Genomic DNA, 14,778 nt, shown 5'->3' on the forward strand with positions numbered 1-14,778 from the left:
ATACTTCTATAATATTAGTTAATGCCTTCTATACATCATTTTCATTTACAACAAAATTATTATTTATCACCATTACAATTTATAAATTTATCTATATTTAAGGGATGCTTAAATTTAGTTATTATACCTCTATTGCATAAAAGTTCTTTCACATGTTTATTCATATATTTACACAAAATATAAAAAAATTATATAATTCAATTGGAAATAGCATTTTTATATATATTAATGTAAAATTTTGTTTTTATTTGTATCATAAAGGTACTCAAGTCATATATATATATTAGGATATTGAATTTATCCTAATATATATATAGGAGTGGTAAAGAGTGGATAATACAAAGAGTTTAGAATATTATAAAAATAATTTAGAATCATATTCTAGTGATTTAATGAAATTAGTAATTGGATTAACACAGGAGGAATATTTAAATGCAAATACAAGAGTTTATTTAACACCTTGTCAAATATGGAGAATAATAAAATATTTTTTAGTTGGCGAAAGTTATGATTTATATGATGCAAAAGTTAAATTAGATTTTCAGAAAGATTTAAGTTTCAATTTAGATAATGGCATATTAAACGAACTTTCCGAAGAATTAGAATCTCTAATAGATTCTAATTATGTAAAAAACTGCAAACTTAGAGAAGAATTAAAAAGAGCTTTTAGATTGTCTGAGTGTTTAGCTGAAGCTATAAGACAAATAAGTTGTAATGATAACTGTGAATTTTTAGTAGGAAAATTATTTTGCTTATTGGTACAAATTATACTTTTAATAATATCTATTATAGCTAAAATAATTATACTGTTAATATTCTGTAGTGATTGCATTTCATGCAATGATGAAAAAGATGTAAGATCTTCTTTCTGCGATTGTCTAATTTGTGATTTAGAAAAAGAATTGGATGAAATAGAAGAGTTAATTGATGAACTAATTAAATTAGCCATTGCATTTATAAAATGTGGCTCAAAAAAATGTAAACATGATGAACATCACGGCTGTGACTATTGTAATATTTATCATGAAAACTCATCTTATATAAATAATTATGAAGATGATATACAAGAATGCTTTGATAAGTACAAAAAACAATGCTATACAAAAAAATGTAAATGTAATAGAAACTACTAAAAATCTTATTTTTATACAAAATAAAATCTTTCAAAAGCTCTATTAACTATAATAGAACTTGTTATTTTTATCTAATATATTTTGATAGCTAAATATATAGAATAATACAAATAATATGACTTTTTAGCTATTTGAAATATTTTATAATAATATACAAACTATAATACAGAAGAAGTTACTTCAATAGGTTTAAAAATCTAAAAGAGATAGCTTCTTTTGTATAAGTAAAAATCTATAATATTTTTACTTTTTTGAAATCTATAAAAAGACCTTATTTTTATATGTAATTGAGGTCTTTTTTTATTATCTCAAATTTACTGCTATATAATTTTTTCCAATATTTTAACTCAAATAGTAACAATTATAAGTTTAATAATACTATATTATATTAATTTATTATATATCTATTTATAGTAATTGTTAAATTTTCTCTTATAGAAACTGACTTTAATTTAATAAAAAGACAATAAATATATGTAAATATACCTATTGTCTCTTATTTAAATATTTATTTGTATCTAATTTTACTATTATATTTATCACTAAGACTATATTTACATTGTGTAACATTATTACAACTATCTGAACAGTCATCATTATCATAATAGCATAAATTTGGATTATGCATACAATAACTTCTACAGCATTTACAATTATTACAATTACGAAGTTGCGGACAAATTATAAATAATAGTGATAAATCAATCATTCTACAATCAAAGTGTTTTACACAAATATTCTCTATTCCAACAAAAATAGTTTCTATAATATTATCACACTTATCATACCTCAAATCTTTTAGCAAGATAAATTGACAAAATGGTATACTCCAATGTGCAGAATGAAGAGACTGCTGACAATTATCTCCTGTATATATAATCTTAATATTTTTAAATCCTTTTATAACTAATTTTGGCCCTAGTATAGTGTTAATAATCTCCTTATCTTCTATGCATATCTTTACACTTACTTCATTAATACATTCTATATCTGGTTTTTGTGTTGGAACACATAGTATATCATCTTCTATAAATTCTTTATAGTATTTCATACATTTGTTATCTGGATAGTCTTCTAAGGGTGTAATTCCCGTTTTTAAAATACTTTCATTCATATAAATATCTCCTTAATTTTATAATTATATAGAGATTAAAGTTTCTATATACATTTTATATATGATATAAAATCATATATTGTTATAAAAAAGCTAAAAAAATAAAAAATCTTAAAAACATGTAACAAAAAGTCGAAATTTAAATAAATTATATTGAGAGGTAAAAACTTTCAATAAATTATATAAGGAGAGATAAATATGAATAGTAATGCATGTGCTTGTAATATGGATTTAATTGATGTAAGCGGTTTATGTGACATAGACGATGTTACACAGGTTATAAGTCAATATCCTTATTGGTTTCAGATGTATATACCAGAAACATTAAGTATCCCAATACAAAAACCAGATATTGAACAGATAAATTCAGTTAATGTATCAGTGAATATATTGAGAACAAAAGTAGTAAAAACACCTGTATCACCTTTAGATGCTAATTGTGATTTTATACCAAACTTAGAAGGAAAAATCTCTACAGGAAGAAAAATTATTGTTGAGGGTGAATTGTGTCAAAAAATATCTTATACAGCTGATGAAAGATCTCAATCAGTTCATTCTGCACATTTTTATGTACCATTTTCAAGCTATATAGTTATACCACAGAAAATTACTTTTAATAAGGGCACAAAATCAATGAAATTAGACTCACTTGATGTAGACTATCAAGTAAATGCGTGTATAGAAGATTTGTCTGTAAGCCTATTAGATGCAAGAACTATCTCTAAATATACAACATTATTATTATATGCAATACCAAGAAATACATTATAAAATTATAAAAATAAGGAGTAGAGGAAATGTTAAATTCTAATTATACAAATGGCACATCTTATCAATTCCATGATAAATGCTGTTGCGATGATAAGATATTAAATATTGTTGGTGTCTATCCAGAATCAAAAATAGAAAAAGTTTTGCAATGCCCCTGTCCTGAAGATAAAAACAAATGGACAGAGTTTTTTGTATCAGAAACAGTAGATATACCATCACAAAAGCCAAATATAGAAGATATAGTGGAGGTACATTCTTGTGTAGATATAATATCTCAAAGAGTAATAAAAACACCTTTGGTAAACGGATACAGCTCATGTAATGGATACTATATCCCAGGAGAAACTATACCAAATGGAGAATGTACAAATTTGACAGGAAAAAAACTAATAATAGAAGGACTACTAAGACAAAAAATAATCTATACAGCAGCACTGGGTGAACAATCAGTTCATTCTGCAGATTTTAATATACCATTTTCAGTATTTATAATAATAGAGAAAAATACACCACTATACCAACAATTTAAAATAACAGCATATATAGAGGACATATATGCATGTGTATTATCAGAAAGAAGTGTCTTTAAAAATACAACTATTTTTATAAAGGCATCAAAAATATGTTAAGTAATTTAAATAAAATGAGGAGGAATAAAAATGGGATGTAATAAAAAAACTTGTGAATGTGACTTTAATATCAAAACTTTAGGTATATGTGATGTATCAAAATTAAATATGAATGGATGTAAAAAAGAAAACTTAAATTGGACAGAGATTTCAATTCCTGAGATACTTCCCATCCCAAGATTAAAACCTGATATAGAAAATATAGATCAAGTTTATGCAAGTGCAACAATTACTTCAGTAAAACTTATAGAAACTCCATTTGCATATAAATCATATAATTTATATATTAGCTTGGATATATTGAATAAAATAGAAGCTATATTAGATGCGTTTCTAGCAACAAATATACAGACAACAATTAATACATTGATTGGTGGAATAAATGATTTAATATCAACAATTAAGGATGCTATACCTTTAATACCTGGATTAGGTGAGATTATAAATCCTTTATTAGCTAAGTTACAAAGATTACTAGATTTAGTTCAACCATCTGTGAATTCTATTTTATTTGATATTGATAATTTGTTAAATACAATTCAAACTGATATAGCAAGAATAGTATGCGAATCTCTTAATTCTATAATATGCAGAACAGACGATTTAATAAGATTACTAAAATCTATACAAATTGTTATCAATGATATATTTGAAACAGTTAGTACACTTGAAGGACCATTAATAGAAATATTAATAACAACTTTACAAACAATAATTAATAATATCATTACACCTTCATTTGAGATATTAATTGGAGAAAATGGTATATTAATTATACTTGTTGAAAGTTTAAGTAGAATACCAATCGATTGTGACAAGACTAGTGCATTTGCAATACTACAAAATGCTGAAGGAACATGCTTAAATGGAAGAAAACTAATAGTAAATGGTTTATTAAAACAGAAAATAGTATATACTGCTCTAGTAGATGAACAATCAGTTCATTCTGCACATTATGAAGTACCATTTTTAGCATATATAATTCCATATGCCAAATTTGAATGCTTGACATATGAAGAAGGAATAGTTATTTCACCACCTGGAAGACCAGTAGTTACAATAAATGGTTACAGATATAATCCTAAGTTAGACATAGAAGTGGATTTATGTGAGGAATTTATTGTAGATTCATGTATTGAAGATATATATGTAAATGATCTTGATGAAAGAACTATATTTAAAAATATAACATTATTCTTAAAAGCACAATTAAAATCGTTGTGTAATTAAGGTTAATACTATTTTACTAGTATACTATATAAAGTAATATAAACAAACCAAATTAATAACAGTATCTAAATTTTTAAAGGCGTTAATAATACCAAATTTACGCCTTTGAATTTAGTTTAAATACTTAATACCTCACTAAATGAAAGCAATGAAAAAATAGTCTTTGTGCCACGTACGCTTAGATTCAATAATTCATAAAACGTCAAGTAGATATTTAGCTTATTTATAAGTTTATTCCAATAAACCATCCCTTCTTTTTTCTTACTTCTATATAAATTTTTTTAATTTTTAGTTTAGTTAACAAAAAATTTTATTCCATTAATCTACTCTATATTTTTTGATTTTTAAGAAATAATTTTTAATACTTTGATTGATAATATAAGTAAGACAGCTTTTCAGGAGATGATTAAATGACTCTTAAAAACAAGAAGTTTACTATAAATAAGTATGGAATTTTATCTATCATTTTAGTTTTATGCTTGATTTTAACAGGTTTTAATAGCTATGTTAATTATAGTAATAGAAAGTTTAAAGATTATGTTGTTTTCTATGTTCAACATCAAGATGATGAGGTATTGTGGGCTGGTAGTGCTATTGTAAATGCTGTAAAAGAAAGAGGACAAAATAATGTATTTGTGGTTTTAGTGTCTACTGGATGTGGTATATCTGTTTTTGATAGATATAAAAAATATGAAACTCTTACAGATAGCCAAAAATCAGAATACAGAAATAGAGAGTTCTTAGCTTCTCTTAATAATCTAGGAGTAAAAAGAGAAAACATAATAATCTTACCAGAAAAAAATGTAAATGGTACTACTAATTTTAACTCTATGGAAGAAATTGCAATTACTTTTGAAAAAAAATTTAAAAGTGTAACCCATATAGCACATACTTACAAGTTAGATGACCATTTACAACACATAAAAAATGGCTCTGTTATTCAAGGTCTATATAACTCTGGTCAAATCAAAGATGCCAAATACTTTGTAAAACCTAAGTTTGCTCATGAAATAAGTTTTAACAACAAGATAGTTTATAAAGCTCATTCTATTGAGGACTATGAAAAAGTTAAAAATGCATGTGAACAATATAAACTTATTGATGAATCAGAATGTAGAGAGGGTATTGGTTATAAATCTGACCACAAATCTTTTGATAAATTATTAAGTGATAAAAATGTTCCTGCTATACTCCACACTCCTAATTTATAACAAATATTTATTTTAAAATAAATATTTGTTATAAATTCTTAATAATTATGAAATTCCTTTGTTATTTATATTTGTTAATATATTTTTAGAGCTAGTCAATTTATATACTTACTGTTTTCTGAAACCAATTTTTAGTATAAAATAAAAATTGATTAAAAATAAAATTTCGAGGGGGATTAATGAAGTGAATCAAAATATATTGGTTGTAGATGATGATAGGGAAATAGTAGATGCTATAGAATTCTATTTAAAACCTGATAATCTTAACGTTTTAAAAGCATATGATGGGTTAGAAGCTTTGGACATATTAATTGAAAATGATATTAAATTAATAATAATGGATGTAATGATGCCCAATTTAGATGGTCTTAAGACTACTCTCAAGATAAGAGAAAAAAAGAATATTCCTATAATACTTTTATCTGCAAAATCACAGGATATGGACAAAATTATAGGCCTTAATATGGGTGCTGATGATTACATAACTAAACCATTTAATCCACTCGAACTTACTGCACGAGTAAAATCTCAGCTTAGAAGATATATAAACTTAGGAGATTTTAGTAATACAAACAATTCAAATGATACTAATTATATTTTAAAAAGTGGAGGTCTTGAGCTAAATACAGATACAAAAATAGTTTCTTTAGATGGTGAAGAAGTTAAAATGACACCTCTTGAGTATAAAATACTTGTTCTTCTCCTATCACGAAAAGGAAAAATATTCTCTTCTCATGAGATTTATGAAAAAGTTTGGAACGAAGATGCTTATAGCTGCGAAAGAACTGTTGCTGTTCATATTAGAAGAATTAGAGAAAAGATTGAAGTAAATTCAAAAGAACCAAAATATTTAAAGGTGGTGTGGGGTATTGGTTACAAAATTGAAAAACTTAATTATTAATGATTCAAGAGCAAAATTTATTTTATTATTACTATTATTTCTATCGCTTTCTATATTATTTGAGACAATATACGATTTAAATAATAACTTTATTGATATTAATGAATTTAAATATTTATACAATGAGGTAGCTATACCTTGCTTTTACTACTTTGGGCCTCCTTTGTATTTATCAAAAACAAATTTGAAATTTATTTGTGAAGGTATTGCATTATTAAGTTGTATATTGGCTATATTATTTTTTATATTCTATAAAAAAAATAACCAAAATAAAGTTAAATTCTTAGAAAACATTATCACTTTCTTTTCCAATGTAAAGATTGAGTTTACACTTATATTAATTTTAATACTTTTAGCATTACGATTTTACATATTTACAAACACTAAAATGTTCTACAATACAAATTTAATTGTATTTAATTTTATTATTCTATCTGTAATTTATATAATATATGAAAACATAAAGCATGGTGGCTACAATCCAAAAGATATGTCTATAACATGTAGATTCTTTTCAGATCTTGTTAGCAGATATAATAGAAAAACTATAAATAAGAAACTAGCTATAGCATTTTTAATCTCTATAGTTATACAAGCAGTTATTCAGTACATAGCTTTAGTATTATTTATGCGTATATATTACGCTAATGCTATAGTTATAGAGGTTTTATTTACACTTGTAAGTATAATTGCTTGTTCTTATATATACAACTTTTTATCTACTAAGTTTAATTACATAAATAATATCTCAAAAAATATAAAAAACATTGAAAATGGAAATCTAAAATATAAGTTGGAAGTGATAGGAGATGATGAAATATCTGCTTTATCTAAAAGCATAAATAATATAACAGATGGTCTTGAAGCTGCTGTAGATGCTAATATAAAAAGTGAAAGAATGAAAACTGAGCTTATAACAAATGTATCTCATGACTTAAAGACTCCACTTACATCTATACTAAGTTATGTAGATATGTTAAAAAATAACGACCTTGATAAAGAAACTATAAACGACTATATAAATATTTTAGATAAAAAATCACAAAGATTAAAATTATTGATAGAAGATATATTCGAAGCTTCTAAACTTAGTAGTGGTGATGTTGAATTTAATATAACAAAGACTGATATAAAAGAACTCTTAATTCAAAGTATAGTAGAACTTGAAGATAAAATTCAAAACAGTAATTTAGATTTTATAATAGAAACACCAGAAGACTCTGTATTTACTATGATAGATGGAAAAAAGACTTGGAGGGTCTTTGAAAACCTAATTGGTAATATACTAAAATATTCTATGAAAAATACTAGAGTTTACATAGATATGTTTATAAAAGATGAAAATATAATAGTAACCTTTAAAAATATTTCAAATGATAAATTAAATCTAAAACCAGAAGAATTAATAGAAAGATTTAGAAGAGGTGATATATCCAGAAATACAGATGGCTCTGGTCTGGGCTTATCAATTTCTCAAAATATAATTGAATTACAAAATGCAACTATGGAAATAATTATAGATGCTGATTTATTTAAGGTAACCCTTGCTTTTAAAAAAATTAATTAATATTAAATATATAAGGTTGTAAATTGCAAAATAATTTTTATTTTAAATTACATGCTATAAATAGTTAACTTGTAATTTACAACCTTATTAAAATCATAAAACTATTTTTAATATACATATATACTTATTTTTATATACTTGCTCTAATATATAGTCTTATTTTTTCCTGATTTTTTAGCTTTATATAATTTTTTATCTGCCTCGCTTAAAAATGTTTCAAAGGAATCAAAGTCTATCCATTCAGAAATTCCAATGCTTACAGTTATTTTATATTGAAGTTCTTTAAAATTATATTTAAGTAGACTATTATGAACTTTAGATTCAATATGAATTGCTTTTTCTATATTTTCTGTCAAAACAATAAATTCATCTCCACCATATCTACCAGCAAATAGATAGTAATCTTTAAATGATTGAATGATGTAAGCCATCACTCTTATAACCTCATCTCCCACTAGATGCCCATAATTATCATTTACATGTTTAAAATTATCTATGTCGATTATCATTATTGCATAATTTTTAGAATTATCTTTAACAGTATATTTTATATTTCCCATAATGGCTCTTTGATTTAATAAACCAGTTAATTCATCCGTAATAGCCAGTTGCTGAAGTTTTCTGTTTGCCTCTAACAACATAACTCTTTGCTCTTCTATTTCTTTTGTTTTTTCATTAATAATGGCCTCTAGTCTATTATTTTCAGCTTCCATTAAACTTATCGGAAAATACTCACCTATTTTTTGTAAATCATTTGCAACAGAATTATGAACACTACTTATTAATATTTCTCCCTCATATTCAACACATAAGTATGTTATTCTTATTTCTACTTGAAAATTATAGCCTTTTTTAGTTTTCTTACAAACTAGATATTCTCCAAATACAGTATCTGAATTTTTTGAATATTCTTTACTATCTAGCCATAACTTTTCTAAAATAAAACTATCTGGTGATTGTTTTACATACTCTTCTAATAAATACTCTACCTCTTCAATACTATTCCCTACTTCAAACTTTCCAGTACCAATCCAACATATATTTTTGTGAAAAAAAGACATACATTTTTTCACATCCCTCTCTACAAAATATGCATTTATAAACTGCTCAACACGTTCAACATATTTGTTCTTAAACATAATATTATTATCCCCTTATCGTTCTAATAAAGTTATTATATCATGACATTGTGTATTTGTTTAAAGAAAAAAATTTATATCTATACATAATATATTTTTTATGCTTTTTTAGAAGTAAACAAGAAAAAAACCTCCTTGGAGGTCTCTTTCTAAATGTTGGGGTTTATATTTACATATTTATTTGATTATACCTTTTAGTGCGATATTAATACATTTTAAATTATATTTCTCTATAAATCATCATGTATTTCATCTCTCTGTATTTATAATATCACATAGAGTTTCCATAATCAGTTACATCTCTGTTACCTAAGATTACAATTTTGTAATATTTGTAATCTTAGGTATAAATTTACATCCATTCTTTAATATAGTATATGTTTTTTATTAACACTAAAGACCTTTTAAGTCATATTTTTCTAGGAAAAGTTTTAATTCAGAGTAAATTTCTTCTGCTCCACCAACTTTATTTGATTCAATATTTAAAGCTAACAATGGCTCATGTAATGATATTCTAAGTAAAAACCAACCATCTCCATTTGCTTCATTACAATTGACTCTTATACCTTCAAAGTTATTTGGTGCAACAGACCATCCATCAACATTATTAACATGAGAATCTAATTCTTTTAGTATACCTTCTGCATATGGTCTAAAATCTTCTTTATTGATTCCTATTCTAACTTCTTTTTCTTCCTTTGCTTCTTCAAGGTTTTCTATCAATTCTTCTATAGTCTTTCCCTCTAAAGACAGTTTTGCAACTTTTATTAAAATTTTAGCTATTAAATATGCTCCATCGTCTAAAAAATAATTTTCTTTTAGAGCAGCATGTCCAGATGTCTCTATAGCTAAATGGCACTCTTCACCTTCACTATTTAATCTTATAGCTTCATTTATTACATTTTTATATCCTCTTTTAAATCTATGATGTCTTCCTCCTAATTCGCTTATGAATTTAGCAAGACCTTCTGAGGTAATAGAATCAGTTACTATGGCTGTATTTGGATGTTCTTCTAATATTATTGATGATATAACAGCTATAAGAGCATTTTTATTTATTGGTTTCCCATTTTTACCTACAATAGCAGCTCTATCTACATCTGTATCAAATATTATTCCTAAATCACTCTTATTATCTAATACGGCTTTACAGATGCTTTCCATTGCTTCTTTATTCTCAGGATTTGGTATATGATTTGGAAACATACCGTCTGGGTTCAAAAACTGACTACCTGTTGTATCTGCTCCCAGTATGTGTAAAACTTTTTCAGCAAAGAACCCTCCAGCTCCATTTCCTGCATCAACTAGTATTTTAAGTCCAGAAAAAGGCTTTTCATAGTTTTTACTTGAGTTTACACCTATTCTAATTTTATCTATCAATAAATTAGAATAATCTTCTATTAAATTTTTTACTACAGCTGTTCCTTTTTTATCTACTCCTTCAGACTGTACACTATCATTTTTAACAGCTATATCTAACATTTCTTTTATATCTGTTTTTTCTAGACCACCATTTTCTGTAAAAAACTTTAACCCATTATAGTAATAAGGTAAATGGCTAGCTGTAATCATAATTGAACCATCAGAGTGGTATCCATCCATGATAGTTGTCATAAACATTGCTGGTGTTGTAGCAATCTCACAATCAATTACATCACAATTATCATTAATCAAGGTTTCAATAACAGTATTTCTAAATTGACTCCCTGTTATTCTAGAATCAGTTCCTATTGCAACAGTTACTTTATCTTTTTTAGTTTTTTCTTTTAACCAAATATGAAATGCTTTAGCTATTTTTTTTACTTCTTCTACAGTTAAATTAACTTCCTTAGAATCATTTTTATATGCTATTCCTCTAATATCTGTTCCATTTTGCAGCTTGTATATGTCACCCATAAACATTCTCCTTACTCAATTAAAATTTTTATTAAAGATTATAAAATTCCTAACTTATTTAAAATTTACATTATTTAAATATGCATATTTTATAATTTTATTATTAACTATTTTATACTTTCTTTTAATTCTTTTATCTTCTCTTTATATGAAATTGGAGGCTTGTCATTAAATAAAGCTGAAGTACCTACAACATATATATCGACTTTTTTGCCACTCATAAGTCTAATGGTCTCTTTATTTATATTTCCATCAACTTCTATAAATGGAGGATTATCATAATCTTTTAATATCTCCGTAAGCTTATCTAACTTATCCAAAACAGATAGATTAAATTTTTGACCTGCAAATCCTGGATTTACTGTCATTACTAAGATACCCTCAACTAAACCTATATATTCTTCTATTTTATCTACACTAGTTTGAGGACTTATCGCTAATACTGGCCCTATTCCATATTCTCTCAACTTTTGTATATCAGCTTTTACATCTGTGCTTGATTCCACATGAAAAGAAATATACTTTGGTTTTATATAAGACATCATATCAATATACTTATTTGGAGTTTCTGTAGCTAAATGAATATCTAAAGGGATAGTTGTATTTTCACTTATTGATTTTAATAGTTCTGGCCCCATAGCTAAGTTTTTGACAAATATTCCATCCATAACATCACAGTGAAGCAATTTTACATCAGCTTCTTCAAGAGCTTCTAGTTCTTTTTTTAAATTCATTTGGTCTGCACACATTATTGAAGCACAAATAATAGACATAATTCTCCTCCTTAGATATAAATTTTCATTATTTATAAGTTTTCATTTTCTATATCATCAATCATTTGTAATCTTCTTGCATGTCTTTCTCCATTATAACTTGAATTTAACCATTCTTCAACAATTCTCATTGCTAATCCTTTTCCAATAACTCTTTCCCCTAAACAAAGTACATTTGTATTATTGTGTTCTCTCGTGGCTTTAGCTGAAAAACAATCTGACACAACTGCTGCTCTAATTCCTTTAAATTTATTTGCAGCAATAGACATGCCTATTCCTGTACCACAACAAAGTATACCTAAATCTGATTTTTTACTTTGAACATTTTGACTTACTTTTTTTGCATATATTGGAAAATCTACACTTTCTTTTGAAGTTGTTCCTACATCTTCAACTTCTATACCTTTATTTATTAAGTTTTCTTTTATAAATTCCTTTAACTCGTAACCACCATGGTCACATCCAATAGATATTTTCATTAAAAAGCACCCCTCTTTATATAAAATTTTATAATTATCGTAAAAATAAAGCTGTCCCATTGTAGAAATTTCTTTCTATTTTTAAGACAGCTTTAATTGATTTATATCAAACCAATTTATTATTCAATGATATTTACATCTATAATAATTCTTTTATATTTTTTACTATATCTTCAGTAGTTAATCCATAATGTTTTAATAAGTCTGCTGGTGTACCTGATTGACCAAATACATCCTTAACACCAATTCTTCTAACTACTACATCTTTAGTTTCTGCTAAAGCTTCACATACAGCTGAACCTAAACCACCAATTATACTATGCTCTTCTGCTGTAACTACTTTTCCAGTTTTCTTAGCACTTTCTTTTATTAATGTTTCATCTAAAGGTTTTATTGTAGATATATTAACAACTTCTACATTTATACCTTCTTTAGCAAGTTCTTCTGCTGCTTCTAATGCTTTTGCTACCATTATTCCTGTAGCTATCACTGTTATATCAGAACCTTCTCTTAAAACAGTTCCTTTTCCTATTTCAAATTTATAGTTTTCACTGTTTACATCTGGAGTTGCAGCTCTACCTAGTCTTATATATACAGGTCCATTATAATCAATAGATGCAAATATTGCTTGTCTTGCTTCTAAAGCATCTGCTGGATTTAACACAACCATATTTGGTATACCTCTCATTAAAGATATATCTTCTATAGCTTGATGGCTTCCTCCATCTTCTCCTACTGTTACTCCTGCATGAGTAGCTGCTATTTTAACATTTAAGTTTGGATATGCTACAGAGTTTCTTATTTGCTCATAGCCTCTTCCTGCTGCAAATATTGCAAAAGTACTTGCAAAAGGTATTTTTCCACAAGTAGCAAGACCTGCTGCTGTACCAATCATGTCACCTTCTGCTATCCCCATATCAAAAAATCTATCTGGAGCAACTTCTTTAAATGATATACTTTTTGTAGCTTTTCCTAAGTCTGCATCCAATACTACTATATCTTTATTTTCTGCAAGTTCTTTTAACACTTGTCCGTAAGCTTCTCTAGTTGCTATTCCCATTCCTATAGACCTCCTTCTAAATCTTTCAATGCTTGTTCTGCTTGTTCTGCATTTGGAGCTGTTCCATGCCATGCAGCATTATTTTCCATAAATGAAACACCCTTACCTTTTACTGTCTTAGCTATTATTACAGTTGGTTTTCCTGTAACTTTTTTAGCTTCATCTATTGCATTTCCTATTTCATCAAAACAATGTCCATTTATTACTATTACATTCCATCCAAAAGATTTAAATTTGTCATCTACTGGACTAACATTCATTACCTCTTCATTAGAACCATCTATTTGTAATCCATTTAAGTCAACAAATGCAATTAAGTTGTCTAATTTATAATGTGATGCTGTCATTGCAGCTTCCCATATTTGACCTTCTTGGATTTCTCCATCACCTAATATAGTATACACTGTATAGTCTTTATTATCTAATTTACCAGCTAGTGCCATACCATTTGCAGCAGATAAACCTTGTCCAAGAGAACCAGTAGACATATCTACTCCTGCTACTTTTTTCATGTCTGGATGTCCTTGTAACTTAGAACCAAACTTTCTAAGTGTCAATAATTCTTCTTCTGGGAAAAATCCTTTTTCTGCTAATGTAGCATATAAAGCTGGTGCTGCATGACCTTTTGATAGAACAAATCTATCTCTATCATCCATTTTTGGATTTTCTACACATATGTTCATTTTATCAAAATATAACACTGTTAACATGTCAGCTATTGATAATGAACCACCTGGATGCCCGCTTTTAGCTTCTGCAACCATTTTTATTATGTTTTTTCTAATATTATTAGAATGATCTCTAAGAGTGCTCATACTTTTTTCCTCCTGTTATTTTTTAAGACCTTACATTTTCTTATCCTACAGTAGATTTTA

Annotated in this window: 14 protein-coding genes; 7 read left to right on the forward strand and 7 right to left on the reverse strand. The window is 26.4% G+C overall.

Annotation, left to right across the window (positions count from 1 at the left end; all coding sequences use genetic code 11):
* Positions 1-329: 329 nt before the first annotated feature.
* Positions 330-1,133: a hypothetical protein gene (locus IC218_RS07060; protein ID WP_227824126.1), complete on the forward strand. Its 804-nt coding sequence runs from the start codon at positions 330-332 to the stop codon at positions 1,131-1,133.
* 508 nt (positions 1,134-1,641) lie between these two features.
* On the opposite strand, the gene IC218_RS07065 is transcribed toward IC218_RS07060, so the two are convergent.
* Complete coding sequence (locus tag IC218_RS07065) at positions 1,642-2,247, reverse strand: DUF3794 domain-containing protein (protein ID WP_227482783.1); 606 nt, start codon at positions 2,245-2,247, stop codon at positions 1,642-1,644.
* Between the two features lie 198 nt (positions 2,248-2,445).
* Between IC218_RS07065 and IC218_RS07070 the strand changes: the two genes are divergently transcribed.
* The 6 genes from IC218_RS07070 to IC218_RS07095 all read left to right on the forward strand — a co-directional run bounded on the left by IC218_RS07070 (position 2,446) and on the right by IC218_RS07095 (position 8,556).
* Entirely contained in the window at positions 2,446-3,018 is a 573-nt protein-coding gene (locus IC218_RS07070; RefSeq protein ID WP_227482784.1) for a DUF3794 domain-containing protein, read from the forward strand.
* Between the two features lie 26 nt (positions 3,019-3,044).
* A complete protein-coding gene (locus IC218_RS07075) occupies positions 3,045-3,647 on the forward strand; it encodes a DUF3794 domain-containing protein (RefSeq protein WP_227432722.1) in 603 nt (200 codons plus the stop codon).
* Positions 3,648-3,677: 30 nt separating this feature from the next.
* Complete coding sequence (locus IC218_RS07080) at positions 3,678-4,877, forward strand: hypothetical protein (RefSeq protein ID WP_227432721.1); 1,200 nt, start codon at positions 3,678-3,680, stop codon at positions 4,875-4,877.
* Positions 4,878-5,287: 410 nt separating this feature from the next.
* A complete protein-coding gene (locus IC218_RS07085; protein ID WP_227432720.1) occupies positions 5,288-6,088 on the forward strand; it encodes a PIG-L family deacetylase in 801 nt (266 codons plus the stop codon).
* A gap of 184 nt (positions 6,089-6,272) precedes the next feature.
* The gene (locus IC218_RS07090) at positions 6,273-6,989 is read left to right on the forward strand and encodes a response regulator transcription factor (RefSeq protein WP_227432719.1); all 717 of its coding nucleotides are present in this window, start codon (positions 6,273-6,275) and stop codon (positions 6,987-6,989) included.
* Positions 6,958-8,556 (forward strand): sensor histidine kinase, encoded by a 1,599-nt coding sequence (locus IC218_RS07095; RefSeq protein WP_227482786.1) that lies wholly within the window; start codon positions 6,958-6,960, stop codon positions 8,554-8,556. The genes IC218_RS07090 and IC218_RS07095 overlap by 32 nt, the downstream gene beginning before the upstream one ends.
* Positions 8,557-8,699: 143 nt before the next feature.
* On the opposite strand, the gene IC218_RS07100 is transcribed toward IC218_RS07095, so the two are convergent.
* The 6 genes from IC218_RS07100 to IC218_RS07125 all read right to left on the reverse strand — a co-directional run bounded on the left by IC218_RS07100 (position 8,700) and on the right by IC218_RS07125 (position 14,718).
* Positions 8,700-9,695, reverse strand: coding sequence for a GGDEF domain-containing protein (locus IC218_RS07100; RefSeq protein ID WP_227824127.1), 996 nt, complete (start codon positions 9,693-9,695; stop codon positions 8,700-8,702).
* Positions 9,696-10,088: 393 nt separating this feature from the next.
* A complete protein-coding gene (locus IC218_RS07105; RefSeq protein WP_227824128.1) occupies positions 10,089-11,591 on the reverse strand; it encodes a phosphomannomutase/phosphoglucomutase in 1,503 nt (500 codons plus the stop codon).
* Positions 11,592-11,698: 107 nt separating this feature from the next.
* Positions 11,699-12,364, reverse strand: a complete 666-nt coding sequence (locus IC218_RS07110; protein ID WP_227482789.1) for a ribulose-phosphate 3-epimerase — start codon at positions 12,362-12,364, stop codon at positions 11,699-11,701.
* A gap of 32 nt (positions 12,365-12,396) precedes the next feature.
* Complete coding sequence (gene rpiB / locus IC218_RS07115; protein WP_227432714.1) at positions 12,397-12,843, reverse strand: ribose 5-phosphate isomerase B; 447 nt, start codon at positions 12,841-12,843, stop codon at positions 12,397-12,399.
* Between the two features lie 139 nt (positions 12,844-12,982).
* Complete coding sequence (locus tag IC218_RS07120; protein WP_227432713.1) at positions 12,983-13,903, reverse strand: transketolase family protein; 921 nt, start codon at positions 13,901-13,903, stop codon at positions 12,983-12,985.
* Between the two features lie 2 nt (positions 13,904-13,905).
* Complete coding sequence (locus tag IC218_RS07125; protein ID WP_227432712.1) at positions 13,906-14,718, reverse strand: transketolase; 813 nt, start codon at positions 14,716-14,718, stop codon at positions 13,906-13,908.
* Positions 14,719-14,778 lie beyond the last annotated feature (60 nt).

Source organism: Clostridioides sp. ES-S-0005-03 (assembly GCF_020658455.1).
GTDB lineage: Bacteria > Bacillota > Clostridia > Peptostreptococcales > Peptostreptococcaceae > Clostridioides.

Coding starts and splice junctions, on each gene's coding strand:
- IC218_RS07065 (WP_227482783.1), bottom strand. CDS start 2,247: ATGAATGAAAGTATTTTAAAAACGGGAATTACACCCTTAGAAGACTAT.
- IC218_RS07070 (WP_227482784.1), top strand. CDS start 2,446: ATGAATAGTAATGCATGTGCTTGTAATATGGATTTAATTGATGTAAGC.
- IC218_RS07075 (WP_227432722.1), top strand. CDS start 3,045: ATGTTAAATTCTAATTATACAAATGGCACATCTTATCAATTCCATGAT.
- IC218_RS07080 (WP_227432721.1), top strand. CDS start 3,678: ATGGGATGTAATAAAAAAACTTGTGAATGTGACTTTAATATCAAAACT.
- IC218_RS07085 (WP_227432720.1), top strand. CDS start 5,288: ATGACTCTTAAAAACAAGAAGTTTACTATAAATAAGTATGGAATTTTA.
- IC218_RS07100 (WP_227824127.1), bottom strand. CDS start 9,695: ATGTTTAAGAACAAATATGTTGAACGTGTTGAGCAGTTTATAAATGCA.
- IC218_RS07105 (WP_227824128.1), bottom strand. CDS start 11,591: ATGGGTGACATATACAAGCTGCAAAATGGAACAGATATTAGAGGAATA.
- IC218_RS07110 (WP_227482789.1), bottom strand. CDS start 12,364: ATGTCTATTATTTGTGCTTCAATAATGTGTGCAGACCAAATGAATTTA.
- rpiB (WP_227432714.1), bottom strand. CDS start 12,843: ATGAAAATATCTATTGGATGTGACCATGGTGGTTACGAGTTAAAGGAA.
- IC218_RS07120 (WP_227432713.1), bottom strand. CDS start 13,903: ATGGGAATAGCAACTAGAGAAGCTTACGGACAAGTGTTAAAAGAACTT.
- IC218_RS07125 (WP_227432712.1), bottom strand. CDS start 14,718: ATGAGCACTCTTAGAGATCATTCTAATAATATTAGAAAAAACATAATA.